We start from the raw sequence: 20,781 nt of genomic DNA, 5'->3' as shown, positions 1-20,781 counted from the left end.
TTGCGGAAAAAAATTAATCAGGCCGGAGAAGGCCCGGGTGAATTCACATTTTCAGCCTGATCCTGTATCCTTAGTAGTACAAAGATCTAGGAGGAAGCATTGTGGAATTATTATTTTTAGGGACGGGGGCCGGCATGCCGGCAAAGACGAGAAACGTAACGTCCGTCGCGCTGAAGCTTCTTGAAGAAAGGCGTTCCGTATGGCTGTTTGATTGCGGAGAAGCCACTCAGCATCAGATATTACATACAACAATCAAACCGAGGAAAATTGAGAAGATTTTCATCACCCACCTTCACGGCGACCATGTTTACGGTCTTCCGGGTCTGTTGGGGAGCCGTTCATTTCAGGGCGGTGAAGAAGAGCTGACGATTTACGGGCCAAAAGGCATTAAAGCCTTTATCGAAACAAGCCTGAACGTGACGGCGACTCATCTGACGTATCCTCTTACCGTACATGAAATCGAAGAGGGGACGGTTTTTGAAGATGAGCAATTCATTGTTACCGCAGCATCCGTCATTCACGGCGTGGAAGCGTTCGGCTACCGGGTTCAGGAAAAGGATATTCCCGGCGCATTGCAGGCCGGCAGATTAAAAGAAAGGAATATCCCGCCCGGACCCGTCTATCAGAAAATCAAAAAAGGCGAAACGGTCACACTTGATGATGGCAGAATCATTAACGGTCGGGATTTTTTGGAACCCCCGAAAAAAGGGAGAGTCGTCGCTTTTTCCGGGGATACGAGGGCATCAGAGCGGGTAACGGAGCTGGCGCGCAATGCGGATGTGCTTGTTCATGAAGCGACGTTTGCCAAGGAAGATGCAAAGCTCGCACATAATTATTATCACGCGACGACAGAACAGGCTGCGCAAACGGCAAAAAAAGCAGGCGCCAAACAGCTGATCTTAACTCATATCAGCGCAAGGTATCAGGGGGAATCACCGATAGAGCGTCTCGAACATGAGGCGAAAGCGGTGTTTGAAAACAGTAAGATCGCATTTGACTTCATGGAGGTCACTGTGGAGCGGTCTTAAAAAATGGACGCTTGACATTTTTTTTTGGTGAGATATAATAAAACGTAATAATTACGATTTATATAAGGGGTGAAAATGATGCGTGTAAATGTTACATTGGCCTGTACAGAGACAGGGGACAGAAATTATATTACGACGAAGAACAAACGGACGAATCCTGACCGGTTAGAAATGAAAAAGTATTCCCCCCGGTTGAAAAAGTATACGTTGCATCGTGAGACAAAATAGATCACGATAACAAAAGCCATTGTGCCGTTGCACAATGGCTTTTGTTTTATCAGTTTACCGCCTGATAGGCAGGAGCATTCATTTGCTGGCGCACCGCGCACCAAACATCATAAATGGCAAGGTGGACGATGTGCGGTTCATCGTGGTGAATGGCATGAGAACTGTTTTTGGCCTGAATCCATCCGCTTTGATAAGAGACATCAAGCATGCTTCTGTGCAGTTTCACCCATTGTTCATGAGCGTGCTTTAAGCGCTCATCCCGCTCTCCCGATGATAAAATCAACAGCGGCATATCGCCGAAATGAATCTGCTGATGCTTGATCTGACGAAGGCTCGTCAAAAATTCCGCGTGTGATCCTTCCAATATGAACTGTTTCAAATAGGCGGCTTTCATTTCTTCGGGAAGAAGCGGAAGCACTTTCGTCTCCTGATCCTCAGAAACCGGATCAAGCATCACCATCCCGAGAATATCCCGGCGGTTCCGGCTCGCCCAAAGTCTGCTGATAATCGCGCCGTATGAATGCGAGACGACAAGATAAGGAGGCTTGACGCCGGCCTTCAGAAGAAGAGTGTTTAATTCCTGTACCATGTGGTCCGCCGTTCTCTTGTTTCGGCTTTGTCCGCTTTTGCCGATTCCGGCTCTGTCATATGTGAAAACCCCAAATTCTTCATCTATGTCAGCGAGTAATGATGTCCATGTTTCAGAAGAAGTGCCGTAGCCGGCTTCAAAGACGATCGTCACTTCGCCGGCGCCTTTACGGTGTTTCGTATAAAACGGACACCCGTCAATCAGATATGTCCTTTCCATCCATGCTGCTTTCATTGGAGTCATCCCCTCTAATTGGTTCTATAGGGAAGACGGAGAAGCTTCGGCAATCGTTTCTCAAAAAATAAAAAAAGAGACAGCCGGATCGAAAAACTCCGGCTGTCACTTCATCACCATGCTCTGTCGTATTGAACCGGTGACGGTATTTCAGTATTCAGCTGCTTCGCTGCACTCCTTGCAAAATGCGGATCGCGCAGAAGTTCTCTTGCGACAAAAATAAGGTCAGCGCGTTTGTTTTGCAGAATTTCTTCCGCCATTGTTCCCGTCGTTATCAAACCGACGGCGCCTGTTGCGATTTCGGCCTGTTCACGGATTTTCTCCGCGAAGCTCACTTGGTAGCCTGGGAAGACGTTAATATCAGCTTGAACGAGTGCGCCTGAGCTGCAATCAATGAGGTCGACTCCCTGTTCTTTCATCCACTTCGCAAAACCGATATGATCCGCAATGTCCAGCCCTTTGTCTGTATAATCCGATGCAGAAATACGGACAAATAACGGGCCGTCCCAGACTTCCTTGACGGCTTCAATGGTCTCGCCTAAGAAGCGGTAGCGATTTTCATGTGAGTCTCCGTATTCGTCTGTACGGTGATTGGACAGAGGGGACAAAAATTCGTGCATTAAGTAGCCGTGTGCGGCATGAAGTTCAATAATGTCAAAGCCGGCTTCTTTCGCTCGCGCCGCTGCTTGTTTGAATTCCTGAATGGTTTCTTTAATTTGTTCTGTCGTCATTTCAGCCGGTGTTTTGGACTGCTCGTCGAACGGAATAGCTGACGGAGCGTAAATGTCTCCCTCAAGCTCAGCTTTACGTCCGGCGTGCGCAAGCTGAATGCCGATTTTAGATCCTTGCGCTTTCACTTGTTCCGTCAGTTTGGCAAAACCTTCGATATGATCATCGCTCCAAATGCCTAAATCCTGATCGGAAATGCGCCCCTGCGGATTAACGGCTGTCGCTTCAACGATAATCAGGCCGACCTGGCCGATTGCACGCGATATATAGTGCGCCATATGAAAAGGCTGCAGTTTTCCGTCCTTCTCATGTGAGGAATACATGCACATCGGTGCCATAACAATACGGTTTTTGATCGTTACATCTTTAACGGTCCATGGTGTGAATAATTTTCTGGCCATTTATTTCGCCTCCCGGAATGTTTTTAGACATTGATTATAACAATTCATGATCATTCAGTCATATAAACTGCTCACGACTGGGCGCATTGTTATTATTGTTCTGGAAGGGCATTTTTTTATACACAGCGTGGCCACCTTTGAACCAGTTTGTCAGGATGAAAATACTGCTGATGAAGATCACTGCGCCGAAGGCACCGAATATTCCGTTTTTTTGAGCGGCTCTGAAATCGTCAGGGCTCATATTTTTCAGCTGCAAGTGAATATTCAGTAGCGTCATGATCGGCAGCAATGTGATAACGCCTGATAAAAATAAGTATTTCGACTTGCTTAAATACGCGGCGGCCACCATAATGGTGCCGCCGATAAAAAATTGAATGAGAAAACTCATGCTGAAACGCTCACCTTCTGTTTGTTATCAAGTATAATGATGGAGACATTGCCATTTTATTTTTGATTGATGTATAAGTAAACTAAATATAACTAATGCATTGGATAATAAAGAATGATATCTGGGAGATGAAGCCGGTTGGATTTAAAGAAGCATTTAGCCTTTATTAAAACGGTTGAAAGCGGCAGTCTGACCCAAGCCGCTGCCATATTGAATTACACACAGCCGAACATCAGCCAAATGATCAGTAAATTAGAGGAAGAGTACGGTTTTCCGCTTTTGATCAGACAGCGGCATGGAGTGAGGCCCACCGCAAATGGCTTGAAAGTGTTACATATTATGAAGGAAATTCAAAAAAACTATGAAAAACTGTCTGAAACCGTTGATAATATTAATGGGTTAGAAAGAGGGGAAGTCCGGCTCGGCACTGTTACGAGCGTGGCGGTAAAATGGCTGCCGAAAATTTTGAGGGAATTTAATGAGCTGTATCCTTCTATTAAGGTGCATTTGTTTGAAGGAAATTCTACTGAACTGGAAGAATGGCTGAAAGATGACCGGATTGATGCGGCGATCGGGACATCCCACAGCGAGAAGTGGCATTTTTACCCGTTGGCCGAGGATCCGATTGTAGCGGTGATGAGCCCGCAGCATGAATTGGCGCAATGTGAAACGGTTCCGTTACATGTCATGGAGTCCGTCAAATGTATCGTGCCTTATCCGGAGACACATTTTGATGTGCTGAAAGTGCTGAAGGAAGAAAAGATTACGCCGCGGGTCGCTTATCAAATCAGAGGGGATGAAGCGATTATTGCAATGGTGCGGAACAATCTGGGGATCAGCATCTTGCCGCAGCTTTTGGTGAATGATTGTGATGTGCTCATCAAACGGTTCGACCGGTATGTCTCCAGGCAGCTCGGCATTTTGACAGATCATGCAAAGGAGACGCAGACACCTTCTGTCCAGAAACTGATTCAATGCATACAAGAATGGGTTGCGGTCCATCAGGCTTCTGTCTGAAGAAGCCTGATGTGCGTTTAAGCCGGTTCAGGATAATAGACCAGCATAAAATATGTCACCGATTCATCCGAGGAATTAAAATAACTGTGCGGCATCGCCCGAATTCAGCACATGCTTTTCGTCATGAAGCTCAACCGTCAATTCACCGCTCTTGATTAAAATGTATTCTTTCCCTAAATGTGATTTTGCCTCATGGGCGCAGCCCGGCTTCAGGTCAACTATGCCTTGAAAACAAAAAGTCTGACCGTGACGGTGGTGAGGGGGGTTATTTTGATGTCGGGCTTTCGTCTGTTTATATAAAAAAGGGCATCAACGGCACATGCTGTTGATGCTTTTTTTGAAATGCTAGGGTTTGGAGAGCACTTCAATTCCGACGTTGACCATTTTGTCCAGTCCCATAAAAGACAGGCAGATTTTGGCGCGTCTTTTTCTTTTATCGATCTTTTTAATAATCCCTTCCATTCCTTTAAGAGGCCCTGAGGCAACGGTTACTTTTGAATTTTCAATATAGACTTTTGAATAATCTACAATGTCTCCTTCTCCGATCAGCCTGATAATAGGGAGGATTTCTTCATCCTTAATTGTCGTGAAATAGGTTTTACGCTCTTTGGAATAATATGCGCCGTTATTCACGATTCTGCATGAAATGGGGAGTTCTTTGATTTTATGAAATGTCCGCTCTGTCATCTTCGTTTTAAACAGAACATATCCCGGAAACATCTTTTTGAGTGCCTCGTATTTGATTCCGGCTTTTCGTTCTGTGACTTTTTTCTTGGGTATGATTGAGTAGAGAGCCTGCTCATCAAACTGCAGACGCAGAAATTTTTGCACTGCTTCTTCTTTTCCCGACTCTACAAAAAGTGCGTACCATTTCATGACTGGATCCTCCTTAGAATAATAAGAAATTATTATACAAAGAAAGTATTTAATGGATAGTATTTAAAGTGATTAAAAATTTTTCTAATTCATCTTTTTTTTACATAATATATGAAAATGAAAAATAAGTATAGACCCAATTGACAGAGAAGCGATGAAATTTTCTTTGACATGAAAAGGGTTCAGGGAATTATCTGACATTTATCCCGAAACAATTATGCCGACTGTCCACCGAATATAAAACTGTGGAATAAATGTCAGAAAATAACGAAATAAAGCCTTGACATTATTATCTATAAATTGATATTATTCTCTTTAAATAGCAACTATTTGTTAAATTTATTAAATTGATGTAAAGCACCTATTAAATTTCAATCGCTGTTTCGGCACGTTGAAGAGGAAATAGGGATTATAAAAATGATTGCAGTGTATATATCTACATATACATGATAAGGGAGAAGTGTGCCGTCATGGCTGTTTTCGGGCATATTGGCACTGCAGCTTGTCATGAGAAACATTCAGTAAACAAGTAATATGTTTTAATATAAATTATGTTAGAAAAGGAAAACACAATGCGTTTGCGATTTTTAAACCTGTGCTGAATCGCAAACGCGTTTGTGTTTTTATTTTTATGCCGGTGTTTACACCAGTCAATATATGAAATAAGAGACGTTTTTGTATGGAGAACCACATGTGATGTACAAAATTGGCGATGCGGAAAGGATGAGGATAAGATGCTTACGTTTGTGTTCCCGGGGCAGGGTTCTCAATTTAAAGGGATGGGAGCCGGACTGTTTGATGAATTTCAAGATCTGACACGTCAGGCTGATGACATATTAGGCTACTCTATAGAAGAATTGTGTCTGGAGGATCCGAATCACCAGCTGGGGAAAACGCAATTTACCCAGCCGGCGTTATATACGGTGAGTGCACTCAGTTATTTAAAGAAAATGAAAGAGTCGGGGAGAGAGCCTGATTACGCCGCAGGGCACAGTTTAGGAGAATATAATGCGTTATTTGCGGCCGGCTGCTTTGATTTTGAGACCGGTTTGCAACTTGTAAAAAAAAGAGGGGAGCTCATGAGCAAGGCAGCTCCCGGAGGCATGGCAGCGGTTTTGGGGTTTACGGCTGAACAAGTAAAAGAGGTTCTATCCGATTATCATCTGACCGGCATTGATATCGCTAACCACAATTCACCTTCGCAAATTGTGATCGCCGGAACGAAACAAGACATTGAAAAAGCGGGCCCCGTCTTTGAAAAAGCCGGCGTGAGAATGTACCTTCCTTTAAATGTAAGCGGCGCCTTCCATTCCCGCTATATGAAAGATGCTGAAAAAGAGTTTGCAGATTATTTAGAAGAAACGGCGTTTTTGCCTCTTCGTTTTCCGGTGATCTCAAATCTTCATGCCGCACCTTATAAGAATGATGAAATTAAAACGAATCTGACTTTGCAAATGACCAATCAGGTAAAGTGGACGGACACGATACGCCGTCTGATGGGAATTGAAAATAATGAAATTGCAGAAGTCGGGCCCGGGGAAGTGCTGACAAAACTGACGCGGCAGATTAAAAAAGATGCCGTCCCATTACCTATGCCGAAAGAAGAGTCTGATACTGCTCATGTCAAAGTATCGGCAGCTGATTCGCAAAAAACGGCGGGAATGAGATTAGGGAACGAAGATTTTAAAAAAGATTATAACATCCAATATGCTTACATGACGGGCTCCATGTACAGGGGAATTGCTTCGGAACAGATGGTCATTAAAGCGGCAAAAGCGGGAATGCTGGGCTTTTTCGGAACGGGCGGATTGAGTATCGAACGGATCGGACAGGCCATCGGAACCATCCGGTCTGCACTGCGGCAAGGGGAAACATTCGGAATGAATCTTCTTCATCATATGATGTCACCTGACAAGGAAGTCAGAATGATAGATTTATATTTGAAAAACGGCATTCATCTTATTGAAGCATCGGCATTTATGGGCATAACCCCCGCTCTCGTTATATACAGGGCAAAGGGATTAAGCAGGAATCATGACGGATCGGTGTCAGTTCAAAACAGAATCATCGCGAAAGTATCCCGGCCTGAAGTCGCTGAGGCCTTTCTGAATCCGGCTCCGGCTCATGTGCTGGAAAGACTTGTGTCTGACAATCGGCTGACAGCCGGGGAAGCGGCGCTTGCAAAAGAAATTCCGATGGCTGATGACATTTGCGTTGAAGCGGATTCAGGAGGGCATACCGACCAAGGGATTCCGTATACATTAATGCCTGCCATGATCAGACTCAGAGACCGCATGATGGAGAAGCACGGTTATGCGAAAAAAGTAAGAATCGGCGCAGCGGGCGGCATCGGCACTCCGGAAGCGGCTGCTGCGGCGTTTCTGCTCGGCGCCGAATTTATCGGAACCGGTTCTATTAATCAATGCACGGTCGAAGCCGGGACAAGTGATTCAGTGAAAGATCTGCTTCAGGAAGCGAACGTGCAGGATACGTCATACGCTCCCGCGGGGGATATGTTTGAAGCGGGAGCAAGGGTGCAGGTGCTGAAAAAAGGACTGTTTTTCCCGGCAAGAGCCAATAAACTCTTTGACTTGTACAGACAATACAATTCTTTAGATGAAATAGATGAAAAAACGAAAACATTAATTGAAGAAAAGTATTTCCAGCGCGGTTTTGAAGAAGTGTATGAGCAGCTGAAACGTGATAAATCTCCTGAACAGATCGCCAAAGCCGAACAGAATCCGAAACACAAAATGGCGATGGTATTTAAATGGTATTTTTCTCATACGACAAGGCTCGCTCTGGAAGGGAAAAGCGAAAGTAAAATAGATTACCAAATCCATTGCGGCCCTGCGCTCGGCGCGTTTAATCAGTGGGTGAAAGGAACCCCGCTTGAAAATTGGAGAAACAGGCATGTCGATCTGATCGGCAAACAGCTCATGGAAGAAACAGCCGGCCTTCTTGCGCAAAGGCTGGTATCGATTACAGGCTGAGTATGACCAGCCATTACATTTTTTCTGCGGAGGACAGACCATGCTGATTGAAAATCATGAATTAACGATGAGCCATGTCGGGTTAGGGAATTTGAATGAGTACGCGCTGCTGCTGTTATTCGGCAACGCACACAGTCACCATTTAACGGACGGAACGGGATTCCGGCCTGATCAGATGGCCGATCACCAAGGGCTGATTTTGTATCCGGCTTATTTTATGACACATCTTAAAGTTCCTTCAGATCAGCCTCTTGATCAGTACCGATTATGGGACGAGGTTTCCGTCGGAGTCGATATCTCCCGGTTTGGAGAAACCATATTAGAATCTGATTATTTGTTCGGGCCGAAAGGAGCGGTCAGCTCTGATAAAAGCGAGTGGGACCGGGGGCGGTTTCCTTCTATGAAAGCCAATAGTTTAATTGTCGTCGACGTCACACAAACAGAAGGTTCGACCCGCAAAGTCTCAGCGCCTAAGGCTGAGTGCATTACGGAACTTTCTAAGCTAGCCAAGCCGCCTTACGCGCTGATGCGGTCAAAGAAAATCAGAACGGACGCCTTCGGTATGAAGCCGGGCAACCTCAAAACAGCAGACCCCGTTTCATATCGGGTTCCTGTTGATCAGGATGCTGCGCCGGGGCATGCCATGGTGTTTGCGAAATTCAGCAAGATAATGGATGCGGCGGAATTTGAATGGATGACGCGCCGGTCGAAGCCGGGTTTTCCGGTTTCAATCGCGCGGCATTTATTTTTGCTCGAAAGAGAGACGTATTATTACGGAAATTGTTTTGCAGATGAAGAGCTTGATATTTATATGACGGGACACATTGAAGAATGCGATCCCGACTTTCACGGTGAGTCCCTCGGTATGATCTCAGTGGCGAAAATCAGCTATCAGATTGAAGTCTATATGAAAAGAAATCATACATTGCTGGCCATTTCCAAGGTGGATAAGCTGCTGGCGGTGCCGACCTCTTCACAAGATCATATTCCGGATTATAAACGGGTCATCAGAAGTTTATAAAATGAAGAATGGAGCTGAAAGCAAATGGAACAAACCAAGGAAATGAAGCAGATCATCGCTCAAATCATTCAGGACATTCAAGAACAGCAGTCATATCGGGCCGTCGAAGCGGGAGATGATGTGAGAGTCATAGAGGATCTGGGCTTCTCATCACTGGATATCGCTCAATTAGTCGCACAGATGGAGATGGAAACCGGAGTAGATCCTTTTTCCCAAGGAGAAACGATTTCCAGCATTACAACCGTCGGCAGCATTTGTGATATTTATCAAAAATATATGGACAGTGCTCAATCATGAAAACAGAAAGCAGGGGAGATATCAGCTGGGTGACTGATAAGCTTAGGGAAACGCAAGACAGTGAGTTTCTCATCTTTAAAGGGCAGACTTTTACGTATGATGATTTGCTGGCACGAATCAGCTTTTTTCAGAAAGAACTTAAACAAAACGGAATACGTGAAGGAGAATGTGTGGCGCTTATCGGGGATTATTCCCCGAACGCCATTTTTTTGCTGATGGCGCTTTTGTTAAACCGAAATATCGTTGTCCCTCTCAGCAATGAATCAAGGGAAAAGCATCTCGATATGTTTGAAGACGCGAAAGTGAATCAAATCATTGAAATAAATGAAAATGACAGCTGGACGCTTCGTGAAGGTTCTGAAAGCGCCTCTCACCCTCTGCTTGATGACCTGCGTGAGAGAGGGGAATCAGGCATTATTATTTTCACATCGGGAACCTCCGGCAAAAGCAAAGCATCCGTGTTAAGCGCCGGCCGGCTGCTTGAAAAATATAAAACGGCGAAGAGAAAACCGCTGCGTACGCTCATTTTTCTGAAATTAGATCATATCGGCGGCATTAATACGCTGTTTGCGATTCTGTTTAACGGGGGAACGATCGTGACATCAGACAGCAGAACGCCGGAGTCCGTTTATCAGGCGGTCGACAAACATGCTGTCCAAGTGCTCCCCGCCACCCCGACCTTTTTAAACATGCTGCTGATGTCCAAGGCGGATGCCGGCTATAACCTCTCTTCACTCCGGCTGATCACTTACGGCACAGAGCCGATGCCGCAATCAACGCTGCGCGGCATCCACCGGATGTTTCCGGATGTACGGCTGAAACAAACATACGGATTAACTGAACTGGGGATTTTCTCAACGAAATCAAAAGACAGCCAATCCACTTGGATGAAAGTGGGCGGCGCCGGAACTGAGACCAAAATTACCGGAGGCACGCTTTGGATCCGTTCTGAGTCGGCGATGCTCGGCTATTTAAACGCACCGTCACCTTTCGATGAAGACGGCTGGTATGACACCGGTGACCAGGTGGAAACAGACGGCGAATATATAAGAATTCTCGGAAGAAAGAGTGAAATCATTAATGTGGGCGGAGAGAAAGTGTTTCCGGCAGAGGTGGAAAGCGTCTTTCTGGAGATACCGAATGTCCGGGATGTTCTCATAACAGGCAGAAAAAATCCGATTACAGGCGAGATTGTTGCGGCAGAGGCCGTGCTTGAAAAAGAGGAAGATATCAAATCTTTCAGAAAGCGGGCCGTAGCTCATTGCAAACAGAAGCTGCAGCCATATCAGATACCGCAGATCATCTCTGTTACAGATCGAAAACTGTCTAATGATCGATTTAAAAAAATAAGAAACGTGTAAAACAGGAGGCAAATATGAATAACGGAAAAGTAGCGGTCGTCAGCGGAGGAAGCCGGGGGCTGGGAAAAGCGATTGTACAGACGCTTTTGGATGAGGATTACAAAGTAGCCGCTTTCAGCCGCAGTGAATCTGATTTTATTAACACATTGAGAGAGAGTGAAAAGTACCGCGGCCGCTTTTATTGGGAAGCGGCGGATGCGGCGGATGATGCCGCCATGAAACAGTTTGTTCTTCAAGTATACCGCAAGTTTTCCAGAATAGACGGCTTGGTCAATAACGCCGGTTTGAACCTTGATCAGCTGCTGCCCCTGACCAATGATGAAGACATTGACCGCATCCTCAATCTGAATATCGGTTCAGTCATCAAGCTGACCCGAAACGTTTCCCGTGTCATGCTGAAACAAAATTCCGGATCAATCGTTAACATAAGCTCCATTATCGGCTCAAGAGGATTTAAAGGCACTTCAGTCTACAGCGCATCCAAAGCGGCTCTTGACGGCTTGACGCGAAGCCTGGCCAGGGAGCTCGGGTCTAAAGGAATCCGTGTCAATTCACTTGCGCCCGGTTTTGTGGACACCGATATGACGAAAAATATGCCGGAAAAACAAAAATCGCAGATTATCAGAAGGACGCCGATGGGACGTTTAGGCGAAACAGACGATATGACCGGACTCGTTCGTTTCCTGCTTTCTCCTGAATCGTCCTTTATGACCGGACAGACAATGGCCATAGACGGCGGATTAACTTGTTAAAGCACAGAAAAATTCTTTTGTACAAGGGATGGTATCCTCATGAAATGTATTAACGAATTTTTAAGAACGGTAATAGCGCAAAAGCTGGGTGCCGAGGTGACCGAAGCGGAAGATAAAACCGCTTTTTTTACTCTTGGCGTGACGTCTCTCATCAGTGAAGAAATCATGACCATATTGCATAAAGAATTTACCGGTCTTTCTGAAACGCTGCTTTTTGAATATCCGAACATTGAGAAATTGAGTGAGTTTTTAAGTGCGCAGAAACGAAATCCCGAAAGCGTTCTTGAATTCACAGAAACGGAGCCTGATACGGGAAGCCGGCAGGAAGAAGAATTGCTTCCTGTACAGGCGGCTGAAAAGGTGCCTGAACCGGCAACGGATGAGAGCTCTGATATTGCGATTATCGGAATGAGCGGGATGTTTCCGAAAGCGGAAAACCAGCATGATTTTTGGAACAATTTAATAGAAAATAAAGATTGTGTCTCCGAAATCCCAGAGGATAGATGGGACAGCTCTTATTACTCGGAAGAGAAAACGGCAGAATACGCGTCATACAGTAAATGGGGAGGTTTTATTGATCATCCGGATCAATTTGACCCGCTGTTTTTTTCTGTTTCCCCGTGGGAAGCTGATTTAATGGACCCTCAGCAAAAATTGTATGTCACGTGCTGCTGGGAAGCGATGGAGGATGCCGGTTACGGGAACCCGGCGGCGAGGCCGACGGATCAAATTGGTGTATTCGCCGGAGTGACCTGGAATGAATATTCATTAATTGCACACGAAGAAGGTTTCCTCAAAGATCAGTACAAAGGCCCCGGCTCCTTATATTGGGGCATTCCGAACCGGGTTTCTTATTTCCTTGATCTCCATGGCCCGAGCATTGCTGTTGATACGGCGTGTTCTTCATCGCTTGTCGCCGTCCATCAGGCTTGTCAGGCCATTATGTCGGGCGACTGTGAAATGGCGCTTGCCGGAGGCGTCAACCTCAGCTTACATCCGCAAAAATACATGTTTTTAAGCCAATCGCATTTTCTGTCTTCTGAAGGAAAATGCCGCAGTTTCGGTGAAGGCGGAGACGGTTACGTGCCCGGCGAAGGCGCGGGAGCCGTTTTGTTAAAACCATTGAAAAAAGCGATTGCGGACAAAGACCACATCTACGGTGTCATTAAGGGGTCCGCCACTAATCACGGCGGCAAAACGACCGGGTATACGGTGCCGAATCCGGAAGCGCACCGGGACCTGATTTTATCCGCTCTAAACAGAGCCGCGGTAAGTCCGGCGGATATCAGCTACATTGAAGCTCACGGAACCGGCACGGCGCTCGGCGATCCGATTGAGATACGCGGCCTTTCTATGGCATTTGATAAACAGACCGATGAGAAAAATGACTGCGGAATCGGCTCGGTGAAATCCAATATCGGACATTTGGAAGCGGCTGCAGGGATCGCCGGTTTAATCAAGGTGCTTTTAAGCATGAAACATGAAACGCTTCCCGCCAGTCTGCACTCCGAGGAACTGAACCGCAAGATTTCTTTTTCTGATTCGCCATTTTATGTCGTCCGAAACAATCGGCCGTGGCCGGCTGAAGGAGATAAACCGAGAATCGCCGCAATCAGTTCATTCGGCGCAGGAGGCTCTAATGCCCATCTGATCGTAGGTGCTTATCAGCCAAAACGGCAAGCGGACGGGAATACTGAGCAAAAACCTCATGCCGTCGTATTAAGCGCACATTCCGAACAGCAGCTGAAAGAATATGCCGGGAAATTGAGCTTCTTTCTTGCCCGATTGGAAAACTCGCCTTCTGCCGGCGGATACAGTCTGGAAAATATCGCTGCCACCTTATTGTCAGGCAGAGAGCCTTTCTCCTTCCGGCTTGCTGTCATTGCATCATCCCTTTCTGAGCTGAAACAGCGATTGGACGAATTTGTAAGCGGTCACAGCGACGGCAGGCATATGTACTTCGGAAAAGCGTCACCCGGGCGGCCGGACGTTTCAGGTCAGTCCGTTTCAGATCCTGAGAAATTTGCCGCGCTGTGGGTGAAAGGCCTTCAAGGTTGCAAAAAGCCGGAAACGCCGTATCAGAAAGTTCCGCTTCCTACGTATCCGTTTTTAAAGGAAACGTCCTGGCTGACTGATCAAAAAAAGCGGTATACAAAAAAGCCCCAAAATACCAAAAGGCGTGAAGCGCTGCATCCTCTGCTTGATGAGAATGTTTCATCCGCCCGGAAAGGAACGTTTCAAAAGATATTTTCCAAGGATGAATATTTCTTTAAAGATCATTTAGTGAACGAAAAATATGTGCTTCCCGGAGTCTGTCATCTGGAAATGGCGGCATACGGCGCGGGATTGTGGGGAGAACGCCCGGCCGTCTCTCTTCAAAGTGTGTGGTACATGGAGCCGATTGTGACAGGTACAGACCCAAGATCCGTCATGATAGAGTTTGAAGCGGAAAAAGAGCGTATAAGCTATGTCATTAAAGAAAAAGGAGCGGACGGCATCCTCTTTTCGCAAGGAGAAGTGATTTGTAAAGAAAAAGGAGCGTCTTTTGAGGCCCCGGCTTTTCAGCTCCCGGCGCCATTTGCGCAGAGAACGGAGCCGAAAGACATCTATCACTCGTTCTCTGAGGCGGGAATCGTGCAAAAGCACAGTTTTCAGGTCATCCGCGAATTCTCTTATACAGAAAGGAAAGCACTGGCCAAATTAACGCTCCCGTCACACTTGGAAGCCGATTTTAAACAGTACATCCTACATCCGTCCTTAATGGATGGCGCTGTTCAAACCGCAATGGCGCATGTGCTGCAATTTCAAAAAGAGCCTGCGCTTATCGTACCGTTTTCCTTCGGAGAAATACTGCTGCTTGAACCGTTAGCGAAAACCGTATTTGTGCATGCGGAGGTAAAAGCGGCCTCCGTTCACCAATTTGATCTGCATATTTGTGATGAGCGCGGCGTGCTGTTGGCGGCAGTGAAAGATTTTATCATAAAAGAGGTGCAGGAAAGCGCCGGGTTTAACCAAAAAGCCGGCGTCACGCCGAAGAAAAGCCGTGAAACGGAATTGCTTATGACACCGGTTTGGAACACCGTCACCATTCCGGAAACCGGCATGCCTTTCATGCGTGAAGAAAAAATAATCGTCATCGGGGCCGGGCCGGATTTTCAGCAGGCTTTGAAAGAGATGTATTCCGATGTCCGTTTTCCGGACATCACTTCTTTGGACAGCGCGGAACAAATGGCTGAAACACTGAAAACGCAAGGCTCTTTTCAACACATGATATGGGCGGCGCCGGATCATCCCGTTCCATCCGTTTATGATGCGGATACGGCCGACGGACAGGAGCACGGGGTCATGCAGCTTTTCCGGCTGATAAAAGCGCTTCTGCTTCTGAATTTTGACACGGAACAACTATCATTGACAATCTGCACGTTTCAAGCACAGCCGATTCATGAACATGATGAGGTCAATCCGAGTCATGCAAGCATACACGGATTAGCGGGGTCGCTCGCAAAAGAATACAGCAATTGGAGCATCCGGCTTCTTGATTTGGAATCTCAAAGGGGATACCGGCATCTTCCCGATGTCTTCTCTTTACCGGCGGACTCCGAGGGAAATCCGTGGGTCTTTCGTGCAGGTCAGTGGCACCGCCAGCAATTGGCCGTCTGCCGGCCTCATACAGATGAGCCTTCATTATACCGGCACGGCGGGGTTTATGTGATTATCGGCGGGGCAGGCGGAATAGGAGAAGTATGGACTGAATATATGATTCAGACCTATCAGGCGAAAATTGTCTGGATCGGGAGAAGGAAAAAAGATATACAGATTGAAAGAAAGCTGAAAAGACTCGCAGCTTTAGGTCCAGCACCGCAATATTTCAGCGCGGATGCTGCGGATTATGACTCTCTCAAACGGGCGTATGACACCATTGTGAAGGAAAATGGAAAGGTCCGCGGAATCATTCATTCCGCCATCGTGTTATCAGACCGAAGTTTTGCCAATATGGAAGAGGATCAATTCCGCGCTTCACTTTCTGCAAAAACTGATGTCAGCTTGCAGATTGCCCGGGTAGCTGAAGGGGAACCACTGGATTTCTTGCTGTTTTTCTCTTCGATGATGTCGTTTCAAAAAGCGCCGGGACAGAGCAATTATGCCGCCGGGTGCACGTTTAAAGACGCTTTTGCTAAGCGGATCTCACAGAAAGCGCCGTATGCTGTAAAAGTTGTCAATTGGGGCTTTTGGGGAAGTGTCGGCGTCGTGGCCTCAGAACAATACCGGAAACGGATGGAGCGGGACGGAATCGCTTCTATTGAGGCGCCCGAAGCGATGAAAACGCTGGAAACCCTGCTTTCCGGACCTCATGACCAGCTGGCGCTGATCAAAACGACAGATCCGGTTTTTATGAAAGACGATCTGAAAGAACAAGTAACGGTTTATCCGGAAAAGATTCCTTCCGCACTCGGACAATTAGCGGTTAACATCACGCACAATGACGAAGCTGAGCGGTTAAAAGCATCAAGTGTCATGAGCTGCATGAGAGAGATGGAATCCCTTATTGAAAAAATGCTTGTATCAACCCTTTATGAGATGGGAGCCGGGCTTGATCAGGCTTTGCCGTTATTTCAATCGGCTGCCGGCATAACGGAACAATACAGCAGATGGCTGAAAGAGAGCTTTGTCCTCCTGACTGAATTAGCGCTTGCTCCGGAAAAAACGGATCTAGGGCAGGTGTGGGAGGAATGGGAGCGGAAAAAAGAGACTTGGCTGCGCCAGAAAGACATGAGGGCGCATGTCAGATTGGCAGAAGAGACATTGCGTGTGCTTCCAGACATTTTAACCGGTAAGCTTCCGGCAACGGAAGTGATGTTCCCTGACTCCTCCTTCCGTCTTGTGGAAGGCATTTACCGCAATAATATCATTTCTGATTTTTTCAATGACAAGCTTGCTGACACATTGATTGAAGTTTTGAAGGAACGTCTGGAAAAAGACCCGCAGGTGAAAATCCGCATTTTAGAAATCGGAGCCGGAACGGGCGGAACGAGCGCCGCGGTCATGAGAAAATTGAAACCGTATGAAGCGCATATTGCCGAATATTGTTTCACGGATATTTCTAAAGCATTTCTTTTACATGCGGAAGACATATTCGGTCCGGAATATCCTTATGTCACTTATAAAATATTCAACGCTGAGCAGCCGGTATCAACAGAAGCGCCGGACATCGGCACGTATGACGCAGTGATTGCGACCAATGTGCTTCATGCGACAAAAAATATCCGCTCTGCGCTGCGCCATGCGAAAGCAATGCTGCAAAAAAACGGCCAGCTGTTTATAAATGAGATCAACAGCCGCACCATATTCAACCATGTGACGTTCGGCCTTCTTGAAGGCTGGTGGCTGTATGAGGATCATGATTTACGGATTCCGGGCTGTCCGGGGGTTGAGCCGTCCGGCTGGGCGGAAGCGCTTTCGCTTGAAGGCTTCGTCCATCCTCTGTTTCCGGCTGAAGCCGCACACGACTTAGGCCAGCAGATTATAGCGGCTGAAAGTGACGGAACGGTCAGGCTTGCCCTCCCGCAGGCGTCAGAAGAGAAGCCGGAGCGCCGTCCGTATGACGCAGATGGTCTTTCGGATGATACTTTGCATTTCAGCCTGAGAGAAAAAAGCGTTGAACTGATGAAGAAGGTAATCGGTGAAGCGCTTAAAGTGCCGGCGCATCGTCTTTTATCCCATGAACCTTTAACCGCATACGGATTGGATTCCATACTGGTCGTCAGACTGACCAACGCGTTAAAAGACGTCTTCGGTTCTGTCAGCAGCACTTTGTTTTTTGAATATCAAACCATTGATGAGCTTGCTGATTACTTTCTGTCTTCCCGTAAAGAAGCGCTCGAGCGGCAATTCGGGAATGGACGGGCTCATCCCGAAAACGCCGGACGGGTGCAGGCTCCCGCAGAAAGCGCCGCGCCGATTCCAAACGTAAGAGAACGGGGCATCACATATCTGACGGAATTAATAGGAAAAACGCTGAAGATTCCGAGCGGGAGAATGGATCCGTCGGTTTCCTTAACCGCATACGGTTTGGATTCTATTCTGGTCGTCAGGCTCACAAATGCTTTTCGTAACGTGTTTGACCAAATGACCAGCACCCTCTTTTTTGAATATCAGACGATAGAAGAAATCGCGGATTACCTGCTTCTTTCTCAGCGGGGAGCATTTATGAAAGCGATGGGCGTGCGTGAGGAGCAGCTGTCTGATCACACAGATAACCTGAATGTAAAACAAAACAAGATTCCTCAAAACGAGGAAGGCAGCAGGACGAACGGAGATCCCTCTATCCAGGATATCGCTGTCATCGGTCTGTCAGGCCGATATCCGGGCGCCGATCACGTTGATGAGCTGTGGGAAAATGTAAAAGCCGGCAGGCATTCTATTACTGAAGTGCCGAAAGATCGCTGGGACTGGAAAACGTTTTATAACGAGGAACGCGGAAAATGGGGGTCCATTTATTCAAAATGGGGCGGTTTTCTCGATGACATTGATAAATTTGATCCGCTGTTTTTCCGTATATCTCCCGCGGAAGCTGAAAGGATGGATCCGCAGGAAAGGTTGTTTCTGCAGACTGCTTATTCAAGCATTGAAGATGCGGGGTACACCCCGGCCACGCTTTGTGACAGCCGGAAAATCGGAGTCTTTGTCGGTGTGATGAACAGCAATTACCCGACAGTTCCCAGCGACTGGTCTATCGCAAACAGAGTATCGTTTTTGTTCAATTTCCAAGGGCCGAGTATGGCTGTGGATACAGCATGCTCTTCTTCTTTAACAGCTGTCCATCTCGCCGCAGAAAGCCTGCGGAGCGGAATGAGTGAAACAGCGATTGCCGGCGGAGTCAATCTTATCGTTGATCCGGCCCACTATGAGCGGCTGTCCGCTTTTTCAATGCTGTCTCCCGGTGATAAATGCAAATCTTTCGGAGACAGTGCGGACGGTTTTGTTGACGGTGAAGGAGTAGGGGCGATTGTGTTAAAGCCGCTTGCTCAAGCGGAGAAAGACGGCGATCATATTTACGGCGTTATTAAAGGAAGCATGCTGAACGCAGCAGGCAGGACAAACGCTTATATGGTGCCGAATCCGAAAGCGCAGTTTGATCTGATCGCAGAGACGTTGAAACGGACAGACATTCACCCGAGAACGGTCAGTTACTTGGAAGCCCACGGAACGGGCACTGCGCTCGGTGATCCGATTGAAATCGACGGTTTAACGAAAGCTTTTCGCCTGACAACAGAAGACAGGCAGTTTTGTTCCATCGGTTCCATTAAATCAAATATCGGACATTTAGAAAGCGCTGCCGGGATTGCGGGAATCACCAAACTGCTTCTGCAATTGAAACATAAGAGGATTGCCCCTTCATTGCATGCGGCGGAATTGAATCCGAATATTGAGTTTGAGCACACTCCGTTTTTCGTACAGCAAAAAGAAACGGAATGGAAACGACCTGTCTTGAATATCACGGGTGAAATGAAGGAATATCCGAGAATTGCCGGCATTTCTTCGTTTGGAGCAGGAGGTTCAAACGCACATGTCATCATTCAGGAATATGTGCCGTCTGAGAGCCTGAAACCAATGGAAAACGTGCTCGTTTCTCCGCAAAAACCGGCTGTTATTATTTTATCAGCGCGAAATGAGCAGCAATTGTCAGAGCGCGCCCGCCAGCTTCTGGATGATGTCATAAGAAAAAAACGTTCTGACGGGGATTTGGCCAAGATCGCCTACACGCTTCAGACGGGAAGAGAACCGATGGCTGAGCGGCTTGCATTTACGGCCGAGTCGATAGAAGAACTGAAAATGAAGCTTATGAGTTTCTCAAACGATCATAATATCGACCATGCTCATATCTGGCGGGGCAGGACAGCCAAACATCATTCATTGGCGGCTTCGCTCACTTCTGATGAAGATATGGCGCTTACTATAAATGCCTGGCTGAAAAAAGGGAAATACGGAAAGCTGCTTGACCTTTGGGTTAAAGGACTTGACGTCGATTGGTCAGCTCTTTATCAGCGCAACCCGGGCCGCATCAGTCTCCCGGCCTACCCTTTTGCCAAAGACCGATATTGGGTCACAAAAGCTGATGTGTCACTTGACAAAACAGGCTCAGCGGAAAGTGAGAAAGCAGCCAGACTTCACCCGCTGCTCCACGCGAATACATCGACTTTTACCGCCCAGCGCTTTACTTCTGTTTTTTCAGGGCATGAACCGTTTTTTGCGGATCATATCGTCAATGGAAAACCGGTGCTTCCGGGCGCGGCTGCTTTAGAAATGGCCCGGGCCGCCGTTACACTTGCCGCTGAAGACTTGCCGGGCGGGAAAGCGGGTCTCCGGCTCAAACAGATCGTTTGGCTCCGGCCGGTGACGGCGCTTTCTGAAGGAGTGACGCTTCATGTAAAGCTTCAGCCGGAAGAAAACGGAGACATCGCTTTTGAAGCGTATGCCGAAGGAGAAGAGCCGCTTGTCTTTTTCCAGGGAAAGGCCGTGCTCGAAGAGACGGAGCGTGCTCCTGTACTCGATGTGGAAGCGGTTCAGGCGCGCTGCGGCGGTCGTCACTTGTCAAAGGCTGAGTGCTATGAAGCATTCGACAGCCTCGGCATCACCTACGGACCGTCTCATCAGGCGCTTGACGCCGTCTATGCCGGAAGCGGAGAAGTGCTCGCAAAGCTCACTCTTCCGCCGTCCGCCCGCGAGGAAAAGGAGCCGTTCATCCTGCATCCAAGCATGCTGGACGCCGCTCTTCAGGCTTCTATCGGCCTCGTGCTCTCAGACGGTTCCGCGTCCGGCCGGCCGTTTCTGCCGTTTGCCCTCCAGGATATGCAGGTGTTTTCTGC

14 protein-coding genes are annotated in these 20,781 nt (G+C 47.3%); 9 read left to right on the top strand and 5 right to left on the bottom strand.

Annotated elements, in window-relative coordinates; all coding sequences use genetic code 11:
- The first annotated feature begins 101 nt into the window (after nucleotides 1-101).
- A complete protein-coding gene (gene rnz, locus SB724_RS06800) occupies nucleotides 102-1,028 on the top strand; it encodes a ribonuclease Z (protein WP_410570570.1) in 927 nt (308 codons plus the stop codon).
- A gap of 78 nt (nucleotides 1,029-1,106) precedes the next feature.
- Nucleotides 1,107-1,256, top strand: a complete 150-nt coding sequence (rpmG, locus tag SB724_RS06795) for a 50S ribosomal protein L33 (RefSeq protein WP_003153246.1) — start codon at nucleotides 1,107-1,109, stop codon at nucleotides 1,254-1,256.
- A gap of 49 nt (nucleotides 1,257-1,305) precedes the next feature.
- Here rpmG and SB724_RS06790 read toward each other — a convergent pair whose 3' ends face one another.
- The 3 genes from SB724_RS06790 to SB724_RS06780 form a co-directional block, all read right to left on the bottom strand.
- Nucleotides 1,306-2,079: an alpha/beta fold hydrolase gene (locus tag SB724_RS06790; RefSeq protein ID WP_038459097.1), complete on the bottom strand. Its 774-nt coding sequence runs from the start codon at nucleotides 2,077-2,079 to the stop codon at nucleotides 1,306-1,308.
- Nucleotides 2,080-2,192: 113 nt separating this feature from the next.
- Complete coding sequence (gene namA, locus SB724_RS06785) at nucleotides 2,193-3,209, bottom strand: NADPH dehydrogenase NamA (protein WP_410570568.1); 1,017 nt, start codon at nucleotides 3,207-3,209, stop codon at nucleotides 2,193-2,195.
- 58 nt (nucleotides 3,210-3,267) lie between these two features.
- Nucleotides 3,268-3,597: a GlpM family protein gene (locus tag SB724_RS06780; protein WP_410570566.1), complete on the bottom strand. Its 330-nt coding sequence runs from the start codon at nucleotides 3,595-3,597 to the stop codon at nucleotides 3,268-3,270.
- A gap of 138 nt (nucleotides 3,598-3,735) precedes the next feature.
- On the opposite strand from SB724_RS06780, the gene SB724_RS06775 reads away from it, so the two are divergent.
- Nucleotides 3,736-4,614: a LysR family transcriptional regulator gene (locus tag SB724_RS06775; protein WP_410570564.1), complete on the top strand. Its 879-nt coding sequence runs from the start codon at nucleotides 3,736-3,738 to the stop codon at nucleotides 4,612-4,614.
- A 75-nt stretch (nucleotides 4,615-4,689) separates the two neighbouring features.
- On the opposite strand, the gene SB724_RS06770 is transcribed toward SB724_RS06775, so the two are convergent.
- Both SB724_RS06770 and loaP read right to left on the bottom strand, forming a co-directional pair.
- Nucleotides 4,690-4,776 carry a hypothetical protein gene (locus tag SB724_RS06770; RefSeq protein ID WP_410570937.1) on the bottom strand — a complete coding sequence of 29 codons (87 nt, stop codon included), beginning with the start codon at nucleotides 4,774-4,776 and terminating at the stop codon, nucleotides 4,690-4,692.
- A gap of 183 nt (nucleotides 4,777-4,959) precedes the next feature.
- Nucleotides 4,960-5,490, bottom strand: a complete 531-nt coding sequence (gene loaP, locus SB724_RS06765) for an antiterminator LoaP (RefSeq protein WP_007612427.1) — start codon at nucleotides 5,488-5,490, stop codon at nucleotides 4,960-4,962.
- A 734-nt stretch (nucleotides 5,491-6,224) separates the two neighbouring features.
- Here loaP and fabD point away from each other — a divergent pair.
- From fabD to SB724_RS06735, 6 genes are all read left to right on the top strand, one after another.
- A complete protein-coding gene (fabD, locus tag SB724_RS06760) occupies nucleotides 6,225-8,483 on the top strand; it encodes an ACP S-malonyltransferase (RefSeq protein WP_410561567.1) in 2,259 nt (752 codons plus the stop codon).
- Between the two features lie 40 nt (nucleotides 8,484-8,523).
- A complete protein-coding gene (locus tag SB724_RS06755) occupies nucleotides 8,524-9,504 on the top strand; it encodes an LnmK family bifunctional acyltransferase/decarboxylase (protein WP_265971354.1) in 981 nt (326 codons plus the stop codon).
- A 24-nt stretch (nucleotides 9,505-9,528) separates the two neighbouring features.
- The gene (locus SB724_RS06750; protein ID WP_003153264.1) at nucleotides 9,529-9,801 is read left to right on the top strand and encodes an acyl carrier protein; all 273 of its coding nucleotides are present in this window, start codon (nucleotides 9,529-9,531) and stop codon (nucleotides 9,799-9,801) included.
- Complete coding sequence (locus SB724_RS06745) at nucleotides 9,798-11,162, top strand: long-chain fatty acid--CoA ligase (RefSeq protein ID WP_410570561.1); 1,365 nt, start codon at nucleotides 9,798-9,800, stop codon at nucleotides 11,160-11,162. Before SB724_RS06750 ends, SB724_RS06745 begins: the two co-directional genes overlap by 4 nt.
- Nucleotides 11,163-11,176: 14 nt before the next feature.
- The gene (locus SB724_RS06740) at nucleotides 11,177-11,914 is read left to right on the top strand and encodes an SDR family oxidoreductase (protein WP_007408405.1); all 738 of its coding nucleotides are present in this window, start codon (nucleotides 11,177-11,179) and stop codon (nucleotides 11,912-11,914) included.
- A 39-nt stretch (nucleotides 11,915-11,953) separates the two neighbouring features.
- On the top strand, nucleotides 11,954-20,781 hold an 8,828-nt coding region (locus tag SB724_RS06735), incomplete at its 3' end, for an SDR family NAD(P)-dependent oxidoreductase (protein WP_410570559.1).

The organism is Bacillus sp. SIMBA_031 (genome assembly GCF_046535225.1).
GTDB lineage: Bacteria > Bacillota > Bacilli > Bacillales > Bacillaceae > Bacillus > Bacillus velezensis.
The sequence above is the reverse complement of the archived record's forward strand: the minus strand, read 5'-3'. Positions and strand labels throughout refer to the sequence as shown.

What these genes read in the sequence shown, in the direction of transcription:
- SB724_RS06780 (WP_410570566.1), bottom strand. Translation starts at nt 3,597, where the DNA reads ATGAGTTTTCTCATTCAATTTTTTATCGGCGGCACCATTATGGTGGCC.
- SB724_RS06740 (WP_007408405.1), top strand. Translation starts at nt 11,177, where the DNA reads ATGAATAACGGAAAAGTAGCGGTCGTCAGCGGAGGAAGCCGGGGGCTG.
- rpmG (WP_003153246.1), top strand. Translation starts at nt 1,107, where the DNA reads ATGCGTGTAAATGTTACATTGGCCTGTACAGAGACAGGGGACAGAAAT.
- loaP (WP_007612427.1), bottom strand. Translation starts at nt 5,490, where the DNA reads ATGAAATGGTACGCACTTTTTGTAGAGTCGGGAAAAGAAGAAGCAGTG.
- SB724_RS06790 (WP_038459097.1), bottom strand. Translation starts at nt 2,079, where the DNA reads ATGAAAGCAGCATGGATGGAAAGGACATATCTGATTGACGGGTGTCCG.
- SB724_RS06755 (WP_265971354.1), top strand. Translation starts at nt 8,524, where the DNA reads ATGCTGATTGAAAATCATGAATTAACGATGAGCCATGTCGGGTTAGGG.
- fabD (WP_410561567.1), top strand. Translation starts at nt 6,225, where the DNA reads ATGCTTACGTTTGTGTTCCCGGGGCAGGGTTCTCAATTTAAAGGGATG.
- namA (WP_410570568.1), bottom strand. Translation starts at nt 3,209, where the DNA reads ATGGCCAGAAAATTATTCACACCATGGACCGTTAAAGATGTAACGATC.
- SB724_RS06745 (WP_410570561.1), top strand. Translation starts at nt 9,798, where the DNA reads ATGAAAACAGAAAGCAGGGGAGATATCAGCTGGGTGACTGATAAGCTT.
- SB724_RS06750 (WP_003153264.1), top strand. Translation starts at nt 9,529, where the DNA reads ATGGAACAAACCAAGGAAATGAAGCAGATCATCGCTCAAATCATTCAG.